The 22,585-nt window shown below is 68.4% G+C and carries 26 protein-coding genes, 2 tRNA genes and 2 other RNA genes; 12 read left to right on the forward strand and 18 right to left on the reverse strand.

Features of this window, described 5'->3' with window-relative positions; translation table 11 throughout:
* Window positions 1-5: 5 nt before the first annotated feature.
* Window positions 6-527 (forward strand): Slp family lipoprotein, encoded by a 522-nt coding sequence (locus tag IQ458_RS15090; RefSeq protein ID WP_183637658.1) that lies wholly within the window; start codon window positions 6-8, stop codon window positions 525-527.
* Window positions 528-754: 227 nt separating this feature from the next.
* Here IQ458_RS15090 and IQ458_RS15095 read toward each other — a convergent pair whose 3' ends face one another.
* From IQ458_RS15095 to dnaX, 4 genes are all read right to left on the reverse strand, one after another.
* Window positions 755-1,117 carry a histidine triad nucleotide-binding protein gene (locus IQ458_RS15095; protein WP_183637660.1) on the reverse strand — a complete coding sequence of 121 codons (363 nt, stop codon included), beginning with the start codon at window positions 1,115-1,117 and terminating at the stop codon, window positions 755-757.
* Window positions 1,118-1,275: 158 nt separating this feature from the next.
* The gene (recR, locus tag IQ458_RS15100) at window positions 1,276-1,872 is read right to left on the reverse strand and encodes a recombination mediator RecR (protein ID WP_183637662.1); all 597 of its coding nucleotides are present in this window, start codon (window positions 1,870-1,872) and stop codon (window positions 1,276-1,278) included.
* Between the two features lie 121 nt (window positions 1,873-1,993).
* Window positions 1,994-2,314, reverse strand: a complete 321-nt coding sequence (locus IQ458_RS15105) for a YbaB/EbfC family nucleoid-associated protein (RefSeq protein WP_141456287.1) — start codon at window positions 2,312-2,314, stop codon at window positions 1,994-1,996.
* Between the two features lie 6 nt (window positions 2,315-2,320).
* On the reverse strand, window positions 2,321-4,165 hold the full coding sequence (gene dnaX / locus IQ458_RS15110) for a DNA polymerase III subunit gamma/tau (RefSeq protein WP_203323329.1): 1,845 nt from the start codon (window positions 4,163-4,165) through the stop codon (window positions 2,321-2,323).
* A gap of 96 nt (window positions 4,166-4,261) precedes the next feature.
* On the opposite strand from dnaX, the gene IQ458_RS15115 reads away from it, so the two are divergent.
* The 4 genes from IQ458_RS15115 to ffs all read left to right on the forward strand — a co-directional run bounded on the left by IQ458_RS15115 (window position 4,262) and on the right by ffs (window position 5,599).
* Window positions 4,262-5,113, forward strand: coding sequence for a hypothetical protein (locus IQ458_RS15115; RefSeq protein ID WP_203323330.1), 852 nt, complete (start codon window positions 4,262-4,264; stop codon window positions 5,111-5,113).
* 82 nt (window positions 5,114-5,195) lie between these two features.
* A tRNA-Ser gene (locus IQ458_RS15120) sits at window positions 5,196-5,288 on the forward strand.
* A gap of 40 nt (window positions 5,289-5,328) precedes the next feature.
* Window positions 5,329-5,449, forward strand: a non-coding RNA gene (locus tag IQ458_RS15125) — RtT sRNA.
* A gap of 53 nt (window positions 5,450-5,502) precedes the next feature.
* Window positions 5,503-5,599: signal recognition particle sRNA small type (gene ffs / locus IQ458_RS15130), an RNA gene on the forward strand.
* Between the two features lie 178 nt (window positions 5,600-5,777).
* Here the strand turns inward: ffs and IQ458_RS15135 are convergent.
* The 7 genes from IQ458_RS15135 to IQ458_RS15165 form a co-directional block, all read right to left on the reverse strand.
* Entirely contained in the window at window positions 5,778-6,791 is a 1,014-nt protein-coding gene (locus tag IQ458_RS15135) for a YncE family protein (RefSeq protein ID WP_203323331.1), read from the reverse strand.
* 7 nt (window positions 6,792-6,798) lie between these two features.
* On the reverse strand, window positions 6,799-7,227 hold the full coding sequence (locus tag IQ458_RS15140) for a molybdenum cofactor biosynthesis protein MoaE (RefSeq protein WP_203323332.1): 429 nt from the start codon (window positions 7,225-7,227) through the stop codon (window positions 6,799-6,801).
* A 3-nt stretch (window positions 7,228-7,230) separates the two neighbouring features.
* Window positions 7,231-7,476: a MoaD/ThiS family protein gene (locus IQ458_RS15145; protein WP_183637679.1), complete on the reverse strand. Its 246-nt coding sequence runs from the start codon at window positions 7,474-7,476 to the stop codon at window positions 7,231-7,233.
* Window positions 7,473-7,964, reverse strand: a complete 492-nt coding sequence (moaC, locus tag IQ458_RS15150; protein WP_203323333.1) for a cyclic pyranopterin monophosphate synthase MoaC — start codon at window positions 7,962-7,964, stop codon at window positions 7,473-7,475. Before moaC ends, IQ458_RS15145 begins: the two co-directional genes overlap by 4 nt.
* A gap of 62 nt (window positions 7,965-8,026) precedes the next feature.
* Window positions 8,027-9,043: a GTP 3',8-cyclase MoaA gene (gene moaA / locus IQ458_RS15155; protein ID WP_328805196.1), complete on the reverse strand. Its 1,017-nt coding sequence runs from the start codon at window positions 9,041-9,043 to the stop codon at window positions 8,027-8,029.
* Complete coding sequence (locus IQ458_RS15160) at window positions 9,040-9,795, reverse strand: MBL fold metallo-hydrolase (protein ID WP_203323334.1); 756 nt, start codon at window positions 9,793-9,795, stop codon at window positions 9,040-9,042. Before IQ458_RS15160 ends, moaA begins: the two co-directional genes overlap by 4 nt.
* A 1-nt stretch (window position 9,796) precedes the next feature.
* Window positions 9,797-10,540, reverse strand: coding sequence for a 3-deoxy-D-manno-octulosonic acid kinase (locus IQ458_RS15165; protein WP_183637687.1), 744 nt, complete (start codon window positions 10,538-10,540; stop codon window positions 9,797-9,799).
* A 28-nt stretch (window positions 10,541-10,568) separates the two neighbouring features.
* Between IQ458_RS15165 and IQ458_RS15170 the strand changes: the two genes are divergently transcribed.
* From IQ458_RS15170 to IQ458_RS15180, 3 genes are read left to right on the forward strand one after another with little or no spacing between them, the layout of a single operon-like run.
* Window positions 10,569-11,615: a glycosyltransferase family 9 protein gene (locus tag IQ458_RS15170; protein WP_425504704.1), complete on the forward strand. Its 1,047-nt coding sequence runs from the start codon at window positions 10,569-10,571 to the stop codon at window positions 11,613-11,615.
* On the forward strand, window positions 11,612-12,184 hold the full coding sequence (locus IQ458_RS15175) for a hypothetical protein (protein WP_203323336.1): 573 nt from the start codon (window positions 11,612-11,614) through the stop codon (window positions 12,182-12,184). The genes IQ458_RS15170 and IQ458_RS15175 overlap by 4 nt, the downstream gene beginning before the upstream one ends.
* Before the next feature lie 34 nt (window positions 12,185-12,218).
* Window positions 12,219-13,283 (forward strand): NAD(P)H-dependent flavin oxidoreductase, encoded by a 1,065-nt coding sequence (locus tag IQ458_RS15180; protein WP_203323337.1) that lies wholly within the window; start codon window positions 12,219-12,221, stop codon window positions 13,281-13,283.
* A 15-nt stretch (window positions 13,284-13,298) separates the two neighbouring features.
* Here IQ458_RS15180 and IQ458_RS15185 read toward each other — a convergent pair whose 3' ends face one another.
* The gene (locus tag IQ458_RS15185; RefSeq protein WP_183637696.1) at window positions 13,299-13,706 is read right to left on the reverse strand and encodes a DUF6165 family protein; all 408 of its coding nucleotides are present in this window, start codon (window positions 13,704-13,706) and stop codon (window positions 13,299-13,301) included.
* Between the two features lie 102 nt (window positions 13,707-13,808).
* On the opposite strand from IQ458_RS15185, the gene IQ458_RS15190 reads away from it, so the two are divergent.
* On the forward strand, window positions 13,809-14,498 hold the full coding sequence (locus IQ458_RS15190) for an SDR family NAD(P)-dependent oxidoreductase (RefSeq protein WP_203323338.1): 690 nt from the start codon (window positions 13,809-13,811) through the stop codon (window positions 14,496-14,498).
* A 206-nt stretch (window positions 14,499-14,704) separates the two neighbouring features.
* Here IQ458_RS15190 and IQ458_RS15195 read toward each other — a convergent pair.
* Window positions 14,705-14,795, reverse strand: a tRNA-Ser gene (locus IQ458_RS15195).
* A 214-nt stretch (window positions 14,796-15,009) separates the two neighbouring features.
* Here IQ458_RS15195 and IQ458_RS15200 point away from each other — a divergent pair.
* Window positions 15,010-15,714 (forward strand): PP2C family protein-serine/threonine phosphatase, encoded by a 705-nt coding sequence (locus IQ458_RS15200; protein WP_141456270.1) that lies wholly within the window; start codon window positions 15,010-15,012, stop codon window positions 15,712-15,714.
* 98 nt (window positions 15,715-15,812) lie between these two features.
* Here the strand turns inward: IQ458_RS15200 and dnaQ are convergent, their stop codons facing one another.
* From dnaQ to IQ458_RS15220, 4 genes are read right to left on the reverse strand one after another with little or no spacing between them, the layout of a single operon-like run.
* Complete coding sequence (gene dnaQ, locus IQ458_RS15205) at window positions 15,813-16,553, reverse strand: DNA polymerase III subunit epsilon (RefSeq protein ID WP_183637700.1); 741 nt, start codon at window positions 16,551-16,553, stop codon at window positions 15,813-15,815.
* 13 nt (window positions 16,554-16,566) lie between these two features.
* Complete coding sequence (locus IQ458_RS15210) at window positions 16,567-17,100, reverse strand: GNAT family N-acetyltransferase (RefSeq protein WP_183637702.1); 534 nt, start codon at window positions 17,098-17,100, stop codon at window positions 16,567-16,569.
* Between the two features lie 5 nt (window positions 17,101-17,105).
* A complete protein-coding gene (gene rnhA / locus IQ458_RS15215; RefSeq protein ID WP_183637704.1) occupies window positions 17,106-17,558 on the reverse strand; it encodes a ribonuclease HI in 453 nt (150 codons plus the stop codon).
* 21 nt (window positions 17,559-17,579) lie between these two features.
* Window positions 17,580-18,239, reverse strand: coding sequence for a class I SAM-dependent methyltransferase (locus IQ458_RS15220; RefSeq protein WP_203323339.1), 660 nt, complete (start codon window positions 18,237-18,239; stop codon window positions 17,580-17,582).
* Between the two features lie 54 nt (window positions 18,240-18,293).
* On the opposite strand from IQ458_RS15220, the gene gloB reads away from it, so the two are divergent.
* Window positions 18,294-19,070: a hydroxyacylglutathione hydrolase gene (gene gloB / locus IQ458_RS15225; protein ID WP_183637706.1), complete on the forward strand. Its 777-nt coding sequence runs from the start codon at window positions 18,294-18,296 to the stop codon at window positions 19,068-19,070.
* Window positions 19,067-20,293 (forward strand): lytic transglycosylase domain-containing protein, encoded by a 1,227-nt coding sequence (locus IQ458_RS15230; protein ID WP_203323340.1) that lies wholly within the window; start codon window positions 19,067-19,069, stop codon window positions 20,291-20,293. Before gloB ends, IQ458_RS15230 begins: the two co-directional genes overlap by 4 nt.
* Window positions 20,294-20,425: 132 nt before the next feature.
* Here IQ458_RS15230 and IQ458_RS15235 read toward each other — a convergent pair whose 3' ends face one another.
* Window positions 20,426-22,402, reverse strand: coding sequence for a peptidyl-prolyl cis-trans isomerase (locus IQ458_RS15235; RefSeq protein WP_203323341.1), 1,977 nt, complete (start codon window positions 22,400-22,402; stop codon window positions 20,426-20,428).
* Between the last annotated feature and the right edge of the window lie 183 nt (window positions 22,403-22,585).

Below are 22,585 nucleotides of genomic sequence, written 5' to 3' on the forward strand. Positions count from 1 at the left end.
TTTCCATGAAACTTCGTCACCTCATGCTAGCCGGCGCCGTCGCGGCCCTTGCCGCCTGCGCCACCGCCCCGCAACCACTGCAAGGCACCTTCACCCCGGTCACGCCGCGCGACGCCGTCGCCGGTGCGCAGGTGGGTTCGCAGGTGCGCTGGGGCGGCCGCATCATCGAAACCAAGCCAGGCCAGGACAGCACCTGCTTCCAGCTGGTTTCGCGTCCGCTGAACGCCACCGGCCGGCCTATGGAATCGGCGCCAGACGCGACCGACGGCCGCTTCCTCGCCTGCCGCTCCGGCTTCTACGATCCGGCCGTGTTCGCGCCGGGCCGCGAAGTGACCTTCGTCGGCCGCATCAACAGCTACGAGAACACCCGCATCGGCGAGTACGACTACCGCCTGCCGAGGGTGGACGCCGACGTGGTCTACCTGTGGCCGGAAGTGCGCGAGGTCGAAGTGCGTCCTTCGCCGTTCTATGACCCGTTCTGGGGTCCCTACTGGGGACCGCGCTGGGGTTATTGGGGCTGGTGGTGATCGCCCCCGTGGCCTGAGGATTGGCCGGATGCGAAAACGCCGCTCATCGAGCGGCGTTTTTCTTTGGTCGTGTCCCACATCACTGGACTGCCCCTTTCCTCGTCATTCCGGCGAATGACGGAATCCATTTTCCGGGACGATGGATCATCGCGGATGCGAGGCATCGTGCGGACATGGATTCCGGCTTGCGGTGGAATGACGGCTTGCGGTGGGCACCGCGTGGGAGATCAGCGGCCGGGGACGCCGAAGTGGCCCAGCGGGGCGCCGGCCAGCAGGTGCAGATGCAGGTGGAACACGGTCTGCCCGGCGTGTTCGCGGCAGTTCATCACCACCCGGTAGCCGTCCTGGGCGAAGCCTTCGCGGCGCGCGTATTCGGCCGCCGCCAGCACCAGCTTGCCGACCAGCGCGGCCTGTTCCGGCAGCAGGTCGTCCATGGTGGGAATCAGCACGTGCCTGGGAATGAACAGCACGTGCACCGGCGCCTGCGGTGCGATGTCCTTGAAACCGAGCACCTCATCGTCTTCGTAGACGATGGTGGCGGGAATCTCGCGGCGGAGGATCTTGCCGAACAGGGTGTCGTTCTGGGTCATGGCGCGGTCCGGGATGGGGTGGGTGCAAGCATAGTGCCTGGCGGTCGACATCGATGCATTGTGGGAGCGACGTGAGTCGCGATTGCGGGTTGAACAGACGAAATCGAACAGAGCTATCGCGACTTACGTCGCTCCCACAAGACAAGGTGGGAAATGCTTCAGGGCATCTCGCTACGCGAGCCGAAGGCGTGCGAGAGGGTGCCGCGATCCACGTATTCCAGTTCGCCGCCCAGCGGTACGCCGTGGGCCAGGCGGCTCGGCTTGACGTTGTGCTGGCGCGCCAGTTGCGCGAGATAGTGCGCGGTGGCCTCGCCTTCCACGGTGGGATTGGTGGCGATGATCAGCTCGCTGATCTCGCCCTGCTTCAGGCGTTCGCCAAGCTGTTCCAGGCCCAGTTCGCGCGGGCCGATGCCGTCCAGCGGCGACAGCCGGCCCTGCAGGATGAAGTACACCCCGCGATAGCCGGTGGCCTGCTCGATGGCGAGCCGATCGGCGGGCGATTCCACCGCGCACAGCAGGTGTCGATCGCGGCTGCCGCTGGCGCAGATCGCGCAGATCTCGCCCTCGGTGAAATCGCGGCACTGGCTGCAATGCCCGATCCGCTCCAGCGCCACGGAGAGGGTCTCGGCCAGGTGCTTGCCGCCCTCGCGTTCGCGCTCCAGCAGGTGGTAGGCCATGCGCTGGGCGGTCTTCTGGCCCACGCCCGGCAGCACGCGCAGGGATTCGATCAGTTGTTCGAGCAGGGACAGGGACATGGACGTGCGAAGGAAAAGAAGCCGCCCGACGCGGCGGGCGGCATGGCATGCATCCGTCGGAAGCGGTTCACGCGCGGCGGGCGTTCATCGGAACCCGTCGGCACGTCGTCCACCCGTGGGCTCAGAACGGCAGCTTCATGCCCGGCGGCATCGGCATGCCGGCGGTCAGCGCGCCCATGCGCGACTTGGATTCGGCGTCGATCTTGTTGGAGGCGTCGTTGAAGGCGGCGGCCACCAGATCCTCCAGCATTTCCTGGTCACCGAGCAGCGACGGATCGATGCGGACCTTGCGGCACTCCTTGGCGCCGGTGAGGGTCACGCTGACCATGCCGCCGCCGGCGTTGCCGGTGATTTCCAGCTTGGCGATCTCTTCCTGGGCGCGTTGCAGGTTTTCCTGCATCTTCTGCGCCTGCTGCATGAGTTGGGCGATGTTTCCACGCATGTGTGCTTACTCTTCGAATGGACGGATGGAATCCGGTACGACCTTCGCGCCGTGTTGCTCGATCAGGCGCTGCACGTCCGGGTGGTTCATGAAATCCTGCTCGGCGGCGATCTGCTGTTCGCCGCGTTCACGGTCGGTGCGCTGGCGCAGCGTTTCCGAGCCCGCCGGCGCGGCCTGGAACACGATCTTCGGCGCGGTGCCGTAGCGCTGGGCGATGGCGTCGCCGAGATCGCGGACGGAACGCTCCGAGCGCAGGTAGTCGAAGCCCGGATCCAGCGACAGCTGCAGCACGCCGCTGTCGTAGCCGACGAACGCCGCGTTCTCGACCAGTTGGCGGGTGGCGCCCTTCAGTTCGCTGTTGCTGGCGAAGTGCATCCATACATCGGCGTTGGTGATGCCGATGTCGGAGGAAAAGGCGAAGTCGCGATCGGCGGGATGGGCTTCCTGCTTCGGCGCCGATGTCGGGGTTGCGGCGACCGGGGCCGGTGCCGATGGTAGCGGTGCCATCGCCTGGGAAGGCGCAATCGCCGCCGGCGCGGAAGACACGGCGCGCGGCGGTTCGACCGGCCACGGCGGCGTGTCGTCATCGGCGGCCGGCGCGGGCATCGGCGCGGCAGCGGGTCGCGGTGTGGCGGCGGGGGCTGCCTGGTCGGCCACCGCGCGCACGGGCGCGGTTTCCGAAGGTTTGGAAGCGGCGCTCGTCGTCGCGGCAGGCATCGACGCCGCTTGCCGCGTCGTCGGCACGGCTTCGCCCTTGTCCTCTCCCGTCGCGGGAGCCGGGCGGAACGCCAGCATGCGCAGCACGCTCATTTCGAAACCGGCGCGGGCGCTGGGCGCCAGCGGCAGATCGCGACGTCCGCCGAGCGCCATCTGGTACCACAGCTGCACCACTTCCGGCCGCAGTTGCGATGCGAATCTATCCGCATCCACGCCCTCGCCGTCCGCGCCGGCGCCGGGCACCAGTTGGCGCACCTGGATGCGATGCAGCGCTTCGGCGAGCGCTTCCAGCACGCCATCCCAGTCGGGCGAGAAATCGGCCAGCGTCGCGACGACCTGCAACAGGCGTTCGCCATCACCTTCGGCCAGCGCCTCCAGCATCGCGCCGACCTGGGTGCGATCGACCGTGCCGAGCATGGTGCGCACGCCCTCGTCGCGCAGCGCGCCGCCGGCATAGGCGATGGCCTGATCCAGCAGCGACAGGCCGTCGCGCAGGCTGCCGTCGGCGGCCTTGGCGATCTGGCGGATCGCGCCGTCGTCGGCCTCGATGCCTTCGGCACCCAGGATCTTGGCGATCTGGCCGGCGATCTGCGGCTCTTCCAGCCGCTTGAGGTTGAACTGCAGGCAGCGCGACAGCACCGTCACCGGCAGCTTCTGCGGATCGGTGGTGGCGAGCAGGAACTTGACGTGTTCCGGTGGCTCTTCCAGCGTCTTCAGCAGCGCGTTGAACGCCGCCTTCGACAGCATGTGCACTTCGTCGATCAGGTAGACCTTGAACTTGCCGCGCGAGGGCATGTATTGCGCGTTCTCGATCACCTCGCGGACGTCGTCCACGCCGGTGTTGGACGCGGCGTCGATTTCCAGCAGATCGATGTAGCGGCCGGCGTCGATGTCCAGGCAGGCCGCACACTGACCGCAGGGATCGGCACTGGTGCCCTTCTCGCAATTCAGCGACTTGGCGAAGATGCGGGCGATCGTGGTCTTGCCGACGCCGCGGGTACCGGTGAACAGGAAGGCGTGATGGACGCGGCCGGTGTCCAGCGCGTTGCTGAGCGCGCGGACCACGTGTTCCTGCCCCACCAGTTCGGCGAAGCGCTTCGGACGCCACTTGCGGGCGAGGACGAGATAGCTCATCGGTGGATTTTGCCACACCCGGTCGGTCAAGGCCGGAACCGATGGATACACTGCCGGCCAGGACGGACGCCGGACGCGTCCATGACAGGGATCCGCATGTTCCATCGTTTTCGGGCCGTTCCGGCCGCCTGCTGCCTGCTGTTCACCGTGTTTTCGGCCAGCGCCGCCGCGCCGGCGGTCCGCAGCGAGGTCAAGGGCCTGCATATCGCCGCCCGCGACGCGCTGCCCGCGCCACGCAAGCCACAGGTGCTGGAGGAAGGCCATTTCTGCCGGATGCAGGTCACCGAACCGAAGACCACGGCCGGCCGCGCCGTCGCCGCGCGCGGCTGGTACGTCACCAGCGAGGTCCAGGGCGGCGGGTATACCAGCGTGGGCGCCTTCAGCCGCGGGGGCGAAGGCACCAGCGGCACCTGCTTGATCGCCGACGGCAACGTGTTCGTGTTCCGCGGCCCGGCGCTGGCGGCCATCGTGTATGGCGATCCGGCCGAGGACGAATATGTGGGCGGGCCGATTGGTGGCGTCGCCGGGACGACGTTGCCGGATCGGGTCCGGATCACCGACCGGACGCCACCCAACCTGGCCCAGGCCGACCTCCGCTTCAGCGCGGACGCCATTGAAGTGGTGGCGGTGGCTGAACGGGAAACATTCTGCGGCAACCTGGTGATTCCCAATCTCCGTGGCATGGATATCCCGAAAGCCCGGAAGATCCTGGCCAAGGCGGGCTGGCGCCCGGCTCCGCCAGCGGCGACGGACGAGGAAGACCGCTTCGACGCCGCCGCGGGTTATCGCGCCAAGGGCCTGACCGAATTCGAGACCTGCTCCGGCACCGGCTATGGCTTCTGCGCGGTGAACTATGAACGTGCCGACGGCGCGCAACTGCACGTGACCACGCTCGGCGACGAGCCGCCCACCGTCTCCGCCTACGACGTCCAGTGCAAGGCCCGGTGAACCCTCCGGATGTTTTTGCCCTGCCCGGGGAAATTCCGTAGAATGCCCGACTCCCCGCGGACCGGCCGGTCCCTGGGGACCCGGAGAGGTGTCCGAGTGGTTGAAGGAGCACGCCTGGAAAGTGTGTAAGCGTCTAAACCGCGCTTCGGGGGTTCGAATCCCCCTCTCTCCGCCAGATTGAATGACGTAGTGAAGGCTCCATGTCCGTGATGTTTCGCCGGGACTTGGAGAGGGGGTGAGAACCCCCCGGGTTCGACAAACCGCGCAGCGGTTTGCACGGCGAAGCCGCCCGCAGGGCGAGGCGCGCAGCGCCGAGTGAATCCCCTCTCTCCGCCAGATTTCGAGCAATACACGGGCCGCGCGCAGCGCGGCCCTCGTCTATGGTGACCCCGTCGGTCCCTCGCGACGCTAGGTTGAAAACCCCGCCAGGGCCGGAAGGCAGCAACGGTATCGACTGATGCGGGCGCCGAGGCCAACCGGCGGGGTCATCGCCTTTTCCGACCCTGTAGCACCGAGCTTGCTCGGCGGCGGAAGGTCACCGGTATGCGGACCGTTCAAGCGGAGCAAGCTCCGCTCTACGGGCGTGGAGATTCCTGTAGCGTCGAGCTTGCTCGGCGGGGAAAGTCACCGGTACTCGGACCGTTCAAGCGGAGCAAGCTCCGCTCTACGGGAACAGGACCACCGCACCGGGTTCGCGGCCGGTGACCCAGTAATCGATGACCTGCCATTTCTGGGTGTCCACCACGGCGATGCGATCACCGCCACTGAGCGCGATGTAGGCGCGCGGTTTCACCGGATCGACGGTGATGCCGATCGGCAGTGCACCTCGGCCCAGGGCGGTGTCGCGGATGTCCATGCCTTCGCGCGTCAGCGGCACGCGGGTCAGCGCGAGCTTGGTGCGGGCGTCGAAGACCTGGAGTTCGGCGTTGCGGGCGTTGACCACGCAGGCATGGCGCCCATCGGAGGTGAACGCCACGCGCAACGGAAAGCCGCGACTGGACATGCGTCGCCGCACCGCCAGCGTGTTGGGATCGTGCACGGTCACGGTGCCCTCGTCGCGATTGGCGACCCACAGTTCCAGGCCATCCGGGCGCAGGGCGATGCCTTCGGCGCCCTTGCCCGCCGGTCGCTCCAGCAGGAGCTTGCCCGCCACCAGATCGACGCGGCTGACCGTGCCGCGTCCCAGCTTGCTGACGTAGGCATGGCGACGATCCGCGCTGACCGCCAGCATGTGGCCGATGCCGTCGCCGATATCGATGGCGCGGGTCACCTTGCCTTCGTCCACGTCCACCAGCAGCAGGCTGGCGCTGCCCTCGGCGGTGACCACCACGCGCCCGGCGTCCAGGAAACGGATGCCGTGCGGCGCGCCGTGGGTGCCCAGATCGATGGTGCGGGTCGGGCGGCCTGCGTGCAGGTCCAGCACCGACAGCGTGCTGCCGGATACTTCGCTGCCGTAGTTGCTGACCACCGCGGTGCGGCCGTCCGGCGAGATCGCGATTTCATGCGGCGAATCGCCGGTGCGGTATTCCCCGCGCTTGCGACCGTCCTGCGCGGACAACCGCCAGACGCTGTCGGCGGACTGGTTGCTGACCAGCAGATCCGCGCACCATCCGGACAACGGCGCGCACAACGCCAACCACAACAGCAAACGTCCCTGTCCCCTGTTCCGCGTAAGCATCCTTTCCTCAATCCGTTGTCGGTGTCGGGTGCAACCAGCCGGCATCGCCGGCCACATAGCGTTCGTGCTTCCAGATCGGCACGCGCGATTTCACTTCGTCGATGATCCAGCGGCAGGCGGCGAAGGCCGCGACGCGATGGCCGGCGTTCACTCCGACCCAGACCGCGAGGTCGCCGATGGCCAGTTCGCCGATCCGGTGCACGCAGCGCGCGTCGTGGATGGCGAACCGTTCGCAGGCTTTGGCCAGGATCCGCTCGCCTTCCCTCTCCGCCAGTTCCACATAGGCTTCATAACGCAAGCCGTTCACGGCGCGGCCATCGTTGTGGTTGCGTACCCAGCCTTCGAAGGCGGCGAACGCGCCGGCGCGCTCGTCCAGCAACGCCGAGCGCAACGGCGCCGGATCGAACGGAATGTCGCTCAGGGCAAAACGCGGCATGGCTCAGCCTCCGCTCACCGGCGGAATGAACGCGACCTCGCTGCCTTCGCGCGGTGCGTCCTCCCAACGGGCGAAATCCCCGTCCACCGCCACGCGCAGGTGGGCGACGGGCAGACGGAAGCCGTGCCGCGCCTGCAACTCGGCGTAGACGCCGCGCAGATCCGGCGCGCCGGTGATCAGGGTTTCCTCGGCCACGCCGGCCGCATCGCGCAGGCTGGCGAAGTAACGCACGATCAGCCGCCGGCTCATGCCAGCGTCCCCACGTCGCGTTTGCCGCCGCGCTTGCCGAGCAGGCGCGCCGGTCCCAGCACGATGGTGTGTGACAGCGCCTTGCACATGTCGTACACGGTCAGCGCGGCCACGGTGGCGCCGGTCAACGCCTCCATCTCCACGCCGGTGCGATGGATGGTGCGCACCGTGCAGCGGATGTCCAGGCTGCGCTCGTCATGCCAGTCGATGGCGATGCGGCAGCCGTCGATGGGCAGCGGATGGCAGAACGGAATCAGTTCGTGCGTGCGCTTGACCGCCATGGTGCCGGCGATGATGGCGGTATCGACGATGCCGCCCTTGGCGCTGCGCAGGCCATTGGCGCGCAGTTGCTGCGCGACGGCGGCCGGAAACTTCACCCGGCATTGCGCGCTCGCCTCGCGCGCGGTCGCCAGCTTGGCGGACACGTCCACCATCGCCGGGCGTCCGGCGGCGTCGAGGTGCGTCAGCGCGGGGGTCGGTTTCTTCATGGGTCGGCGTGCGGTCCAGGCCGCACATGGTAGCGTCCGGCGCGGGCGGCGCACATCCGGGATCAGCCGCCGATCAGGTACATCTCGACCGGCCGGCCATGGCGGGCGCCGGTCTGGCCGCGCTGCTCGCTGTAGCGGTCCTCGCGCGAGCGCCACAGCGAGGCCACGTGCGTCGTCAGCTCGTGCTCGCCCCGTGCCAGCGCCGGGCGCAGGTCGGCGCCCTCGCTGGCGAACAGGCAGGTATACAGGTGGCCGTCGGCCGACACCCGCGCCCGGTGGCAGTCGCCGCAGAACGGCGCGCTGACCGAACTGACGAAACCGATTTCGCCCTGGCCGTCGTCGAAGGCGTGTCGCTCGGCCACCTCGCCCCGGTAGTTGGCCTGCACCGGATGCAGCGGCCAGCGCGCGGCGATGCGATCGCGCAGTTCCGCCGACGGCACCATCTGGTCACGCCGCCAGCCGTTGCGGGTGCCCACGTCCATGTACTCGATGAAGCGCACCACGTGGCCGCTGCCGCGGAAGTGTTCCAGCAGCGGCAGCACCTGCCGCTCGTTGAGGCCGCGCTGGACCACGCAGTTGATCTTGAGCCGCTCGAAACCCGCGGCCACCGCCGCGTCGATGCCGGCCAGCACGTCCTGCACGCGGCCGCGGCCGCCGGACATGGCCGCGAACACGTCCGGGTCCAGCGCATCCAGGCTGACGGTCAGGCGGCGCAGGCCGGCCTGCTTCAATGCCGCCGCCTGCGCGCGCAGCAGCGTGCCGTTGGTGGTCAGCGCCACGTCGTCCAGGCCCGGCAGGCGGGTCAGGCGGGCGACCAGATCCGGCAGGCCCTTGCGCAGCAGCGGCTCGCCGCCGGTGAGGCGCAGCTTGGTGACGCCCAGCGAAATGAAGGCACGCACCAGCGTTTCGATCTGGTCGAAGGACAGCCGCGAGGCGGCGTCCAGCCCATAGTCGTCCGGCACCCGGTCGGCCGGCATGCAATAGCCGCAGCGGAAGTTGCACGCTTCGATCACCGACAGGCGCAGGTCGCGCAACGGCCGGCCCAGGCGATCTTCCGGCGGCGGCGGGATCGCGTTCACCGCGCTTCCATCCCATCGCGCGGCGGCTTCAACGACAGCGCCTGCCCGGGTTCGGCGACCTGGTGACCACGCGCGCGCATCGCCGCGCCATCGGCGGCGCTGGCGTAGTGGTACAGCACGCAGCGCGCCAGCAACGCCGGCGGGTACTCGCGTTCCAGATCCTCGATCCCGCTGTGCGAGGGATTGCCGTGCAGCGCGCAATCGTGCGCGATCACTTCATCGGCATCGGCAAAGCGCGCCAGCATCTCCGGAATCGGCCGGGTGTCGCCGGTCCACACCAGGCTGCCGGGCAGGCGCAGGCCGAACGCGGTCTCCGGCCAGTGGTGGCGCACCGGAAATGCCTCCAGCCGCACACCCTCGTGCCAGAACGCGCCGCCGACCGGAATCAGCTGGAACGCGTCCCAGAAATTGGCGCCGCCCTCGGCAAGCACGTTGGGATACTCACCCACGCGCTGGTGCAGCAGTGGCACCACCGGCGCGGGCACGTACAGGCGTACGCGGCCCCGGCGCGAAGGCTCGAAATAGTGGCCGACGAACAGGCGCTCGAAGCCGGCCACATGATCCAGGTGCACATGGGTCACGAACAGCGCCTGCGGCCATTCGCCGTAGTGCTCCAGGAATGCGGTCAGGCCTTCGCCGCCGCAGTCGATGGTCAGCCAGGGGCGGCCGTCGCGCTCGATCGTGGCCATCGCCGACCCCAGCGCCACCGCCGTCGCACTGCCCACGCCATGGAAGCGCAGCCGCCAGTCCATCTCAGAAACCCCGTGACCAGGCCTGATCATAGGCCCGGCGCAGGCGGGCGAAGTCCTGGCGCACGTCCTCGCCGGACCGCGATCCGCGCAGCTTCAGCAACGAGCGCAGCAGGCGCGCCAGGTTCTGTTCGCGCCAGCCGGTGGCCGGAATGCGCAGGCGGCCGCGATCGAAGTCGATCAGCCAGCCCTTGCCCTGCTCGTCGAACAGGATGTTGTGGGCGTTGAGGTCGGCATGCTGGAGCCCGGCCCGGTGGAAGCGGGCAATCAGCCGGCCGGCCTCTTCCCAGGGTGCGCGCAGTTCCTGCGCGAGGGTGGCCAGCGAGGTCACCCCGGCCAGCCGCTCCATCAGCAGGGCGGCGCGGTAGAACATGCCTTCGTGGACGTATTGGGCCGCGACCGGCTGCGGCACCGGCAGGCCGCGCGCCAGCAGCGCGCGCATCAGCCGGAACTCGGCGAAACTGCGGGTCTTGTCCGGGCCCCGCCACAGGTAGCGGTCCCGGCTGGCGCGCGCGGCCAGCCCGCCGCGCAGGTAGCGCCGCAGCACGCACTGGCTGGACGGCGCTTCGATGAACCAGGCCCCGCCGCGCCCGCCGTCGCCGACCGGTTGGGCGCGATCGCCCCACTTCTCCGGCACGAACCAGTCCGGATTGGCTTGCCGCAGGTGCTGGCGGTCGAACAGAATCGCACCGTATCCGCGGCCTTCGCGGAACGGCGTCAGGGATTCCGTGGCGTCGAAACTGACCATCCAGCGAGTCTAACAACTCTTGTCCGCCATCCCCCAATCGATCTGCCTGCTGCGCCTGTCGGCGCTCGGCGACGTGACCCACGTGGTGCCGCTGGTGCGCACCCTGCAGCGGCACTGGCCGCGGACCCGCCTGCACTGGGTCATCGACAAGGCCGGGCACAAGCTGCTGGACGGCCTGGAGGGCGTGACCTTCCACACCTACGACAAGCGCAGCGGCCTGGCCGGCATGCGCGCCCTGCGCCGGGAGCTGCCGGCCGGCGGCTTCGACGTGCTGCTGCAGATGCAGGTGGCCCTGCGCGCCAACGTGCTGTCGGCCTTCATCCCGGCCCGGCGGCGCATCGGCTACGACCACGCGCGCTCCAAGGATCTGCATGGCCTCTTCATCAACGAGCGCATCCCCGACCGCCCGGGCATCCATGTACTGGACGCGATCGGCAGCTTCTGCGAACCGCTGGGCCTGAAACAGGACCAGGTGATCTGGGACCTGCCCTATCCGCGGGAAGCGCGCGACTGGGCCGCCGCGCAATGGCCGCAGGACGGCGCGCCGGTGCTGATGATTTCCCCGTGCTCCAGCCACGTGCGCCGCAACTGGCATGCCGATCGTTACGCCGCGCTCGCCGATCACGCCGCCGGCCACGGCTGGCGGGTGGTGCTGTGCGGCGGCCGCAGCGATCTGGAGCGCAGCACCACCGATGCGATTCTCGCCGCGATGCGCGCGCCGGCCCTGGACCTGGTCGGCAAGGACACGCTGAAGCAGTTGCCCGCGCTGCTGGAGCGCGCCGACCTGCTGGTCACGCCGGACTCCGGCCCGATGCATATCGCCAACGCGGTCGGGACCAAGGTGCTGGGCCTGCACGCGGCCAGCAATCCGCGCCGCAGCGGCCCCTATTCGGATATCCGCTACTGCGTGGACCGCTATGACGCCGCCGCGCGCAAATACCTTGGCAAACCTGCCGACGCGTTGAAGTGGGGCACCAAGATCGAGTTCGACGAGGTGATGGATCTGGTCACCGTCGAAGATGCGATCGCGGCGTTCGAGCGGTATCGGGCCGATACGTTGGTGGACAAGCCTTGACCGGGCCGTCCCTCCCGCTCGACCAGGACATCGAGTGGCGGGTGGGACGCAACCTGCTGGTGTTCCAGCGGATCGAACTGAACCTGAAGTTTTATTTGGCCCAAAGCCAAGTTTCGGGAGCCTTGGACGATCTGCCGGTGGAAGCCCGTTTACAAGTCGAGGTCGCCATGAAGCAGACGCTGGGGCAAGCTACGCGCCAGCTTGTCCAGCGAGAAGTGGAAGGGGACAGCAATGCATCCCTGCCGAAGAACAATTTCCGTTTCAGTGCGCGCTACACCTATTCCGATACCGAGGCAAGGCAACAGGCCCACGAAGCGTTCGACCGCATCGTGAAGATGCGCAACGAGCTTATCCATGAATTCCTCGTCAAGTTTCCCCTTGCCCAGCGCGATGAGGACACGGAGGTGACTGCCTACCTGGACACCCAGTACAAGAGCGCCTGCGCCGTGCTTTCGGATACCCGGGCTCGGCTGCAAGAATTTTATGAACTCCGCAAATCGTTCGCGGAGTACCTCGCCTCTCCCGAACTCGCACGGATAATCGCCGCAGATGGCGCGTCCGGCGAGTAAGCTGTTTGAACGCCTGCTGCCAGTTCATCCGCCCATGTCGCTCGCCACCTTGCTTGGAATCGAACTACCGCTGTTGCAGGCGCCGATGGCCGGCGTGCAGGGCAGCCGGCTGGCCATTGCAGTGAGCCAGGCCGGTGGCCTAGGCGCCCTGCCCTGCGCGATGCTGTCAGCGGACGCCGTCCGCGCGGAAGTCGCGGCCATCCGCGCGCAGACCGAAGCGCCATTCAATCTCAATTTCTTCTGCCATGCGCCGCCGCAACCGGATCCGGCGCGTGAAGCCGCCTGGCGGCTCAGACTCACCGCCGACTACGCCCGCTTCGGCCTGGATCCGGATGCCTTTCCGGCCGGCGCGGGACGGCGGCCTTTCGATGCCGATCTGCTGGCGCTGGTGCGCGAACTGCACCCGCCCGTGATCAGCTTCCATTTCGGCCTGCCGGATGAGGCGCTGCTCGCGCCGCTGCGCGAATGGGGCTGCAAGTTGCTGGCCTCGGCCACCACGGTGGAGGAAGCGCGCTGGCTGGAGGCGCGCGGCGTCGATGCAATCATCGCGCAGGGACTGGAAGCCGGCGGGCACCGCGGCCTGTTCCTCACCGACGACCTCACCACCCAGTCCGGCACCTTCACCCTGTTGCCGCAGATCGTCGCAGCGGTGCGTTGCCCGGTAATTGCGACCGGTGGCATCGCCGACGCGGCCGGCGTGGCGGCGGCGATGGCGCTGGGCGCGGCGGGCGTGCAGGTCGGCACCGCTTTTCTGCTATGCCCCGAGGCCGATACCGGTCCGCTGCACCGCGCGGCCCTGCAAAGCCCGGCGGCGGCGCACACCGCGCTGACCAACGTGTTCACCGGACGTCCCGCGCGCGGCATCGTCAACCACGCGATGCGCACGCTGGGGCCGATGGCGACTGACGCGCCCGCGTTTCCGCTCGCAAGCGCGGCCATGGCGCCCTTGCGGCAAGCGGCCGAGGCGCGTGGCAGCGGCGACTATTCGCCGCTGTGGGCCGGCCAGAACGTGTCCGGCGCGCAGGCGATACCCGCGGCGCAAATGGTGTGGGATCTGGCGCGGGGATTCGGCACGCAGGAACCGACCTGCCTGGTGTAGTCCCGCGCGCGGTGGTTACGGCGTCGCGCCGGTCTTGTAGTCCTGGTAGGACTTCTCTTCCACGTAGCTGGAGCCCAGCGCCAGGTTGATGTCCTTCTTGATGCGCGCGCGTTCGTCGTTCTCGAAGTAGACGCTGCGCGCCAGGCGGACGAATTCCTCATCGAAGGCCTGCGCCTTCTCCTTGACGCGGATGTCGTCCTCGATCACCCACAGGCGCTCGTTGACCGCCTTGAGCTGGGCGCGCAGTTCACTGATGTTGTTGACCGCCGCCGGATGCGCCATCCAGGTTTTTTCCAGTGCGCTCAGTTCGTTGCGCACGTTGGCCAGCTTGGCCGGGTCGCTCATCCGCTCGGACTTGATCTGCAGGATGGCGATCTTGTCGAGCAGTTCGCCGAAGGAAACGGGGACGAGGATTTCGGACATGGCGCGGCACCGCGAAAACGGGACGGCCAGTGTACCGGATGGCGGATACACGCCCGCTCGCACGGCGCTAACATGGTCGCTTTCCGCATCGGGATGTCCTCCATGAATTCATCGGCCCAACGGGTTGTCGTCACCGGCGCTTTCGGCGCGCTTGGCCGGGTGGTGGTGCAATCGCTGGTCGCTTCGGGCGCGACGGTGGCAGCGCTGGATCACGCGCCCGCTCCCGCCGAAACCACCGCCGGCGTGCATGCCTTCGGCGGCATCGATCTGGCCGATGCAGAGGCGGCAAGGACCGCGCTGGAGCAGGCCAGGCAGGCGCTCGGCGGCATCGACGCGCTGGTGAACATCGCCGGCGGCTTCCACTGGGAAACCCTGGCCGAGGGCAGCCTGGACACCTGGGACCGGCTCTACCGGCTGAACCTGCGCACGGCCGTGGCCGCCAGCCAGGCCGCGCTGCCGTTCCTGCTTGCCGCCGGCGGCGGCCGCATCGTCAATATCGGCGCGGCCGGCGCGGTCAAGGCCGGCACCGGCATGGGCGCCTACGCGGCCTCCAAGGCCGGCGTGGCACGGTTGACCGAGGCGATGGCCGAGGAATTCAAGGATCGCCGCATCACCGTCAACGCGCTGCTGCCCAGCATCATCGACACCCCCGCCAACCGCGCCGACATGCCGGACGCCGACACCTCGCGCTGGGTGACCCCGGAACAACTGGCGGGGGTGGTCCGGTTCCTGCTGTCCGAACCGGCCGCCGCGATCACCGGCGCGCTGATTCCGGTGACTGGTCGGGTCTGAGAAGTTCCCGAAACGCAAAAGCCCCCTTGCGGGGGCCTTGTAACGTGCGGAGAGCGGGGATTCACTCGGCACTGCGTGCCTCGCCCTGCGGGCGGCTTCGCCGTGCAGAACGGCGAAGCCGTTCTGTCGAACCCGTCGGGGTTCTCTCCAGATCCCCACACTCCGCCAGATACGCAAAAGCCCCCTTGCGGGGGCCCTTGCGTATCTGGCGGAGAGGGGGGGATTCGAACCCCCGATACGCTATTAACGTATGCCTGATTTCGAGTCAGGTACATTCAACCACTCTGCCACCTCTCCGGTGGTCCCCGGCGCGCGGCCGGGGGCGTGAATGATACGGGTCGGGCCCTCCGCCGACAAGCCGAAGCTGAAGATTCCGGCCGGATTCGTCGTTTCCCACTGAACGAAAACTCTCCCGGGCTCGCTTTTGCTTGCCCGCTGTCCGTTTCGCCCGGATCATTCCGTATCAACCAGCAGGGAACTTCCCTCCCCCGCTCCCACCATCAGGACATCAATGATCGAATTCGGGCACATCACCCACGTAGGCCTCAGAAGGGAGCTGAACGAGGACACCTACTACGGCGACAGCGAGCTGGGACTGTGGCTGGTGGCCGATGGCATGGGGGGGCACGCCTGCGGCGAGGTGGCCAGCGCGCTGGCGCGCGAGACCATCGTGCGCGAGATCCGCGATGGCACGCCGCTGCACCAGGCCATCCGCATCGCCGACGAGGAAATCATCCGCACCTCCCGGCGCCGCAACGACACCCTGCCGATGGGCACCACGGTGGTCGCCGCGCGGGTCCAGGGCAACCGTTTCGAGGTGGCGTGGGTCGGCGACAGCCGCGCCTACCTGTGGCGCGACGGCCAGTTGGCCCAATTGAGCCAGGACCACAGCTACGTGCAGGAACTGATCGCACAGGGTTCGCTGACCAGCGAACAGGCACGCTCGCATCCACACCGCAACGTGGTGACCCAGGCGCTGGGCGTGACCGATCCGACCCATCTCAACGTTGAAACCCTCACCGGCGAACTGCGTCCGGGCATGCAGTTGCTCCTGTGCAGCGACGGGCTGACCGAGGAAGTGGACGATCGCAGTATCGCGGACACCCTGAGGCTGTCCGACTGCAGCGCGCAGGAATGCGTGGATTGCCTGATCGCCGCGGCCCTCGATGGCGGCGGTTCGGACAACGTCACCGCCATCCTGGTGCGCTGCCACTGACGTAGAGCGGAGCTTGCTCCGCTTGCCCCCGGATCTCCGCCCCGGTTCGCCGAGCAAGCTCGGCGCTACGAGGTATGTTGCCTGCTCCGCCCTGAGATTCAGGCGATGGCGGTTTCGGCCATGGCCGGGGTGTCGAGTTCGTCCCACAACGCCTTGCCGGCTTTCTTGCGCAGTTTTTCCAGGCGCGCCTCGTGCGCGGCCTGTTCCGCCTCGCCGATCTGCACGCGCGGGCGCGGGCCGGCGGCCAGGCCGCTGAAATCGGCCGCCACCACCGCCGCGCCGGAACTCGGTTCGTCCAGGCCGGCAAAGCCGATTTCCCGCTGGCCGGCGGTCAGCGCGAGGTAGACATCGCAGAGCAGCTGGGCGTCGAGCAGCGCGCCGTGCAACTGGCGATGGGTGTTGTCCACGCCCAGCCGCTTGCACAGCGCGTCCAGCGAATTGCGCTGTCCCGGGAAGCGTTGGCGCGCCAGCAGCAACGAGTCCTCCACGGTCACCCGATCCTGCAGGCGCCCGTAGTGCTCGCCCAGCAACGACAGTTCGTAGTCGAGGAAGCCCACGTCGAACGCGGCGTTGTGGATGATCAGTTCCGCGCCGTCGATGAAGGCGAGGAACTCGTCGGCGATCTGCGCGAACAGCGGCTTGTCCGACAGGAAATCCAGGCTCAGGCCGGTGACCTCCGCCGCGCCCTGCTCGAACTCGCGCTGCGGATGGATGTACTGGTGGTAGGTGCGGCCGGTGGGCCGGCGTTCGAGCAGTTCGACGCAACCGATTTCCACGATGCGGTTGCCCTTCTTCCATTCCAGGCCGGTGGTTTCGGTGTCGAGGATGATCTGTCGCATGCGTCTGTCTTGCCTATTGCTTGTCTGATTGCCAGGCGAACAACTTCAGTTCGATGTCGTCCGCCGCCAGCCGGACCATTTCACGGTACCCGAAATCCAGGCCCTGCAGGGTCCGGATCGAGGCCGCATTGTCCGGGTCCACCACCGCCAGCACGGTGGCGATGCCCTGTTCGCGCGCCGCGGCGAGCACTGCCCGCGCGGCCTCGGCCACGTAACCATGGCCACGAAAACGCGGCAGCAGGGCGTAACCGAGATCGGGATGCGCCAGCGGCGGCCGCTTGATCAACCCGCACATGCCCACCGCGGCGCCGTCCTCGCGCCGTTCCACCCGATACAGGCCGAAACCGTTGAGCCGGTAGCTCGCCACAGGCCCATCGCGCAGGTAGTCGACTGCCTGCGCCAGCGAATGCACGCCGCGGTCGCCGATGTAGCGGAGGAAATCCGGGTCGTTGAGCAGTTCCAGCACGAAGGCGGTATCGCCGGGTGCATGCTCCGACAGCTCGAACAGGCGCAGGCGCTCGGTTTCGAGCACGGGTGAAAGATTCATGTCGCTTACTTTACCGCGCCGCCGTCTCGGAACCTGAGCGCCTGCATGCGCGCCAGCTGATCGACGCGTTCGTTGTCCGGGTCCCCGTTGTGGCCCTTCACCCAGTGCCATTCGATGCGATGGCGCCGGGTCGCCTCGTGCAGGCGCTCCCACAGATCACGATTCTTGACCGGGTCGCCGGCGGCGGTCTTCCAGTTGCGCCGCACCCAGTTGGGCATCCATTCGGTGATGCCCTGGCGCACGTACTGGGAATCGATGTACAGCGCGACCGCGCATCCCTCGGTGAGGGTCTCAAGCGCCACGATCGCCGCCATCAACTCCATCCGGTTGTTGGTGGTCTGGGCTTCACCCCCGGAAAGTTCGCGCTCCTTCTTCTGGTAGCGCAACAGGGCGGCCCAGCCCCCGGGCCCGGGATTGCCCAGGCAGGAGCCGTCGGTATGGATGGAAATCTGCTTCATTGCTTCCTGTGCGTTGTGGGTTCAGGCGTGCGCCGCGCCGGTGTTCCAGCGACGCCGGGCCGGCGCGGGCGGAATCAGGGCGGCGACGCGTTTTTCGGCTTCCAGCACGCAGACCGCGCGGAACCGGTTGAAGGAAAGGTGCGGCGCCATCGCGGTGCCGCGCAGCAGCGGCCCCTGGTAGCCGGCTCCGGCGGCGAGCGGGTGCAGGCCGGCCTGGCGAAGCGCGCCCTGCCAGCTGGCGGCATCGCGGACCCGCAGGGCGGCACCGCGCCAGCGCCACCGGTACGGGCTGAGGGGGTTGAGCGTGTACAGGCGCAGGCGTCCGCCGGGGGCGAGCACGCGCGCGCACTCGCCCAGCAGATCCGTCGCCGAACCGGCCTCCGGCACGTGCTGGACGACGATGCTGCCGAAGGCCTCGCTGGGCAGCGGCAAGGGCAGTTCGCAGCGCAGATCGCCGCTGAAGCCGTCCGGATGCCGCCACAGCCACAACTGCCGGCTGAAGCCGTGGAGCACGACCGGCGGGCGCGCCGGGGCCGGGGAGAGCCACAGCGCCGGCTGGGCCGGCCGCAGCGTCAGCCATTGGCCGGCGGCGACGGTCTCGGCTGCCAGCAGGGCCCGCCCGCGCCCGGCATCGAACCATGCCAGGGCATCGGGTTGACGGCTGAACTCGAAGGCAGGCATGTTCGGGATTGTAGTGGACGACCCTTCCAGCGTCCCTCCCCAAAACCATCGCCCATGCGCCTGACCGCCCTGCCCGCCTTCGACGACAACTACATCTGGGCGCTGGCCGACGACGACGGCGATGCGCTGATCGTGGACCCCGGGGACGCCGCGCCGGTCCTGGCCGCCGCCGACCAGGGCCTGTGGCCCGCGGCGGTCCTGCTGACCCATCACCACAACGACCATATCGGCGGCGTGGCGGCGCTGCGCGCCCGCTGGCCGACCCTGCCGGTCTACGCGCCGGAGGACGAGCGGATTCCGTTCGACTGTGTGCGGGTGGGCGACGGCGCCCGCGTGGCGCTGAAGAACTGGCGCCTGGAGGTGCTGGCCGTGCCCGGCCATACCCGCAGCCACATCGCCTATCTGGGCGGAGGCCAGGACCAGGATCACCTGTTCTGCGGCGACACCTTGTTCAGCCTGGGCTGTGGGCGCATGTTCGAAGGTACGCCGTCCCAGATGCTGGGGTCGCTGGACCGCCTGGCCGCCCTGCCCGGCTCGACCGCGGTCTGCTGCGGCCACGAGTACACCCTGGCCAACGCCGCATTCGCCCGCGCGGTGGATCCCGCCAACGAGGCCCTGCGTCGCAGAACCGAGGAAGTCCACGCCATGCGCCAAGCCGGCCGTCCGACCCTGCCGTCGACCCTGGCCCAGGAAACCGCGACCAACCCGTTCCTGCGGGTGGACAGCGAGGCCGTGCGCGCGGCCGTGGCGCACCGGCTGGGGCGCGCGCCCACCGACCGGGTCGAGACCTTCGCCGAACTGCGGCGCTGGAAGGACCAGTTCCGCGCATGAACCGGCGCGGCCCGCTTCCTGGCCTGCGAGCCGGCCTGCTCGCGCTGGCCTGCAGCGCCGGCCTGGGCCTGGCACTGTCGCCGGCACAGGCGAGCCAGCCTTCGGCCCCCCCCATCGAACTGGTCACGGTGCCCCCCAGCCAGCAGGAAAGCGGGCTGGAGATCTACCAGCGGTTCCGCGACGGCCTGGCCGAACCGCAATGCGATGCCGCCGCCACCGGCCCGCGCTGGAAGAAGCACTTCGCCCACGCGCCGAGCCAACTGGTCAAATCGGACGACGTGCTACCGCTGTTCGGTTATGTCGTGGACGCGCTGCGCGAGGCGCACCTGCCCACCGAGTTCGCGCTCATCCCCTTCGTGGAAAGCGGCTACAAGCCCGGCGCGCGCAACGCCAGCGGTCCCGCGGGCCTGTGGCAGTTCATTGGCATCACCGCACGGAACCATGGCGTGCCGGTGCGCGAAAGCTACGACGGCCGGCTCTCGCCGGTGGATTCCACCCAGGCCGCGGTGCGTTACCTCAAGACCCTCCATGGCATGTTCGGCGGCGATTGGCGGCTGGCGGTGATGGCCTACAACGCCGGCGAGTACCGGGTGCTGCAATCGATGCGCCGCGCCGGCATGAATGCGCAGAACGCCCGCCCGGCCGAGCTGCCCGGGTTGTCCAGCATTACCTACGCCTACGTCGAAAAGCTGCATGCGTTGGCCTGCATCTTCGAACAGGCCGACGATCGCGGCGAATGGCTGAAACGGCTGGACCGTCCAGTGCCTCGCCTGTCCGCGCACGCCTTGCCCCGCGATGCCGCCAGCCTGGAGCGCTGGGCGGAGGCCAACGGTCACGACAGCGCCCTGCTCAAGCGCCTGAATCCGGCCTTGGGCAAGGGTGTCCCGCGCCTGGACAAGCCGGTCAGGATTCTCGCTCCCGATTCCCGGGGCATCGTGGCGGCATCCTCGCCCCGGCTTGCCGACGCGCCGGTCGAAGCGGAGTCCGGACCGGATCCGTCCGCCGCCGGCATCGGCGCCGCGAGCGCTTCGCCCCCCTCGCGGGACACCGCGGTCGCCAGCGCATCCCGTCGTTCGCACACCGTCCGCGCCGGCGAATCCGCCTGGACCATCGCGCGGCGGTACGGCCTCAGGCCGCAGCAGTTGCTATCGCGCAATGGGCTGAAGTCCGACGCCATCCTGCGCCCGGGCATGGTGCTGGCGCTGGACGAAAGCCAGCCCTGACGACAGGACGGCTCTCGCCCCTTCGGGATCGAGATCATGCCGCTCCGTGCCGATGCCGTGTGGCGCAAAAGACCCGAAAAAAAAAGCCCGGCGTTTGCCGGGCTTTTTCGTTCACCGCGTCGGTCGAACGCCTTACAGGCGATCTTCCATCACGGTGACCTTGTACTGCTTGCGCATGGTGTCGATGAAACCCTGGGTGGCGACGCCGCCGCCCAGTTGGATCAGCTGCTGCTTCATGCCATCGCGCTGCTCGGCCGGCACCTGCGCGGCATCGCCGTCGGTGACCTTGGTGACCGCGAACACGGCGAACGCGCCGCCGCCCAGCGCGACCTTGCCGGTCGACGCCTTGCCCGCGGCCGGACGCGGCACCGCGAAGATCGCCTCGTTGCCTTCCGCGGTCGGCACCGGCATGCCGCGCGGCATGCCCGGCATTTCGTTGAACTGGAGCTTGTCGGCAGTGGCAATCGCCTGCAGCGTCTCGCCCTTGGCGATGCGCGCCAGCACCGCGTCGGCGGTGGCGGCGGTGGCCTTCTCCTGGCGATCGGCGCGGATCGCGGCGATCACCGCGTCACGGACCTGGGCCAGCGGCTGCGGCTGCTCCGGCGTATGGCCGACCACGCGGATCACCACGCTGTGGCTGGGCGCGATCTCGATCGGATCGCTGACCGTACCGTCCTGCACCAGCGCCTCGGAGAACGCGCTGCGCAGCACCGCCGGGTTGGCGGCGATGCCGCTGGCGTTGGCGCGCGAGAACGGCCCGATCTTCTGCACCGGCAGGCCAACGGCCTTCGCGGCCGGCTCCAGCGCGGTGGGGTTCTTCAGCACTTCGTTGACGAGTTTGCCGGCCAGTTCGTTGTAGGCCCGCTCGGCGTCGGCGGTGGCCTGCTCGCGGGCGAGTTCGTCGCGGACCTCCTCGAAGCTCTTGCCCTGGCCCGGCTTGATCTCGTTTAGCTTCAGCACGTGATAGCCGAAGTCGCTCTTGACCGGGCCACGGATCTCGCCGGCCTGCATGGCGAACGCAGCGTCCTCGAACGGCTTGACCATCGATCCGTCGCGCGCGAACGCCGGCAGCAGGCCGCCGGTGTCCTTGGAACCCGGATCTTCCGAATTGGCCTTGGCCAGCGCGGCGAAGTCGGCGCCCTGCCTGGCCTGCGCGGCCAGCGCGGCGGCCTTGTCCTCGGCCTTCTTCAAGGTGGCGGCGTCGGCACCGGCCGGCGCGCCGATCAGGATGTGCGATACCACGCGCTGTTCCGGCGCCACGAAGCGGTTCTTCTCGGTTTCATAGCGCTTGCGCAGGGTCGCCTCGTCCGGCGCCACGGCACCCGGCAGGGTCGCGCCGTTGACCTCGACATACTCCAGCGAGACCGTTTCCGGCTGGCGGTACTCGGCCTTGTGGCCGTCATACCACTTCTGGATATCGGCGTCGGACACCGGCGCGGTATCCGGTGCGGCCGGCGGCACCAGCGCCAGGCCCACGTCGCGGGTCTGCGCCAGCAGCTTGAACAACCGCTCCAGTTCGCCCTTGGTGACGAAATCGGAGGTGCCGATGCCTTCGGGCATCACCATCATCTTCAGGCGCTCGCGTTCCTGCTCCTGGAACTTCAGCGGCGACAGCGCCGGCACCTGCGAAGCCAGCACCAGCTGGTAGCGTTCGGCATTGAATTTGCCGTCGACCTGGAAGGCCGGTTCGGCGGCGATGGCCTGGTTGACGGCGGCATCGCCGATCACCACGCCCGCACGTTCGGAAGCCAACGCCAGCACGCGCTGGTTGATCAGCTGCTCGAGGATCTTGAGCTTGTTTTCCTTGCTCTCGAACTCGCGCGCATCGAAATTCTCGCCCAGCATCTGGCGCTGCTGCTGGCGCGCGGCCTCGAAGGTCGTACGGAATTCGTCGACCGTGATTTCCTTGCGCTGCCAGAGCCTGGACACCGGCCACCAGTTCGGCGCGGACTTCCACCAGGTGGGCGGCGCCTCGACGGTCGCGACATCGTTGGCCGTGCCGCCGGTCATGTATTCGTTCACGCCGACAAAGGCGAACGGAATGATCAGCAGGCCCAGGATGAGGGTGGCGATCCACCCGGATGTCTTATCGCGGAGTTTTTGCAGCATCGATGCGTGGCTCGATTTCAGTAGCCGCGCAGTTTACCGCGCTTCGCGGTGGTTCGCCGCAACCCGGCCGCACCGCCCAGGCCCGTTCATCCACGGACGCCGGCAGCGGTCCCCGGAAAAGCAGAAAGCCCGCTTTCGCGGGCTTTCCGGGATAACTGGCGGAGTGGACGGGACTCGAACCCG

Origin of the sequence: Pseudoxanthomonas beigongshangi (assembly GCF_016820515.1) — a bacterium.
GTDB classification, from domain to species: domain Bacteria; phylum Pseudomonadota; class Gammaproteobacteria; order Xanthomonadales; family Xanthomonadaceae; genus Pseudoxanthomonas_A; species Pseudoxanthomonas_A beigongshangi.

What these genes read in the sequence shown, in the direction of transcription:
- IQ458_RS15190 (WP_203323338.1), top strand. Translation starts at nt 13,809, where the DNA reads ATGAATTCATCGGCCCAACGGGTTGTCGTCACCGGCGCTTTCGGCGCG.
- IQ458_RS15160 (WP_203323334.1), bottom strand. Translation starts at nt 9,795, where the DNA reads ATGGACTGGCGGCTGCGCTTCCATGGCGTGGGCAGTGCGACGGCGGTG.
- recR (WP_183637662.1), bottom strand. Translation starts at nt 1,872, where the DNA reads ATGTCCCTGTCCCTGCTCGAACAACTGATCGAATCCCTGCGCGTGCTG.
- IQ458_RS15115 (WP_203323330.1), top strand. Translation starts at nt 4,262, where the DNA reads ATGTTCCATCGTTTTCGGGCCGTTCCGGCCGCCTGCTGCCTGCTGTTC.
- IQ458_RS15180 (WP_203323337.1), top strand. Translation starts at nt 12,219, where the DNA reads ATGTCGCTCGCCACCTTGCTTGGAATCGAACTACCGCTGTTGCAGGCG.
- IQ458_RS15165 (WP_183637687.1), bottom strand. Translation starts at nt 10,540, where the DNA reads ATGGTCAGTTTCGACGCCACGGAATCCCTGACGCCGTTCCGCGAAGGC.
- IQ458_RS15140 (WP_203323332.1), bottom strand. Translation starts at nt 7,227, where the DNA reads ATGCCGCGTTTTGCCCTGAGCGACATTCCGTTCGATCCGGCGCCGTTG.
- IQ458_RS15095 (WP_183637660.1), bottom strand. Translation starts at nt 1,117, where the DNA reads ATGACCCAGAACGACACCCTGTTCGGCAAGATCCTCCGCCGCGAGATT.
- IQ458_RS15200 (WP_141456270.1), top strand. Translation starts at nt 15,010, where the DNA reads ATGATCGAATTCGGGCACATCACCCACGTAGGCCTCAGAAGGGAGCTG.
- IQ458_RS15135 (WP_203323331.1), bottom strand. Translation starts at nt 6,791, where the DNA reads ATGCTTACGCGGAACAGGGGACAGGGACGTTTGCTGTTGTGGTTGGCG.
- rnhA (WP_183637704.1), bottom strand. Translation starts at nt 17,558, where the DNA reads ATGAAGCAGATTTCCATCCATACCGACGGCTCCTGCCTGGGCAATCCC.
- IQ458_RS15220 (WP_203323339.1), bottom strand. Translation starts at nt 18,239, where the DNA reads ATGCCTGCCTTCGAGTTCAGCCGTCAACCCGATGCCCTGGCATGGTTC.
- dnaX (WP_203323329.1), bottom strand. Translation starts at nt 4,165, where the DNA reads ATGAGCTATCTCGTCCTCGCCCGCAAGTGGCGTCCGAAGCGCTTCGCC.
- IQ458_RS15185 (WP_183637696.1), bottom strand. Translation starts at nt 13,706, where the DNA reads ATGTCCGAAATCCTCGTCCCCGTTTCCTTCGGCGAACTGCTCGACAAG.
- IQ458_RS15235 (WP_203323341.1), bottom strand. Translation starts at nt 22,402, where the DNA reads ATGCTGCAAAAACTCCGCGATAAGACATCCGGGTGGATCGCCACCCTC.
- moaC (WP_203323333.1), bottom strand. Translation starts at nt 7,964, where the DNA reads ATGAAGAAACCGACCCCCGCGCTGACGCACCTCGACGCCGCCGGACGC.
- gloB (WP_183637706.1), top strand. Translation starts at nt 18,294, where the DNA reads ATGCGCCTGACCGCCCTGCCCGCCTTCGACGACAACTACATCTGGGCG.
- IQ458_RS15105 (WP_141456287.1), bottom strand. Translation starts at nt 2,314, where the DNA reads ATGCGTGGAAACATCGCCCAACTCATGCAGCAGGCGCAGAAGATGCAG.
- IQ458_RS15210 (WP_183637702.1), bottom strand. Translation starts at nt 17,100, where the DNA reads ATGAATCTTTCACCCGTGCTCGAAACCGAGCGCCTGCGCCTGTTCGAG.
- dnaQ (WP_183637700.1), bottom strand. Translation starts at nt 16,553, where the DNA reads ATGCGACAGATCATCCTCGACACCGAAACCACCGGCCTGGAATGGAAG.
- IQ458_RS15090 (WP_183637658.1), top strand. Translation starts at nt 6, where the DNA reads ATGAAACTTCGTCACCTCATGCTAGCCGGCGCCGTCGCGGCCCTTGCC.
- IQ458_RS15145 (WP_183637679.1), bottom strand. Translation starts at nt 7,476, where the DNA reads ATGAGCCGGCGGCTGATCGTGCGTTACTTCGCCAGCCTGCGCGATGCG.
- IQ458_RS15230 (WP_203323340.1), top strand. Translation starts at nt 19,067, where the DNA reads ATGAACCGGCGCGGCCCGCTTCCTGGCCTGCGAGCCGGCCTGCTCGCG.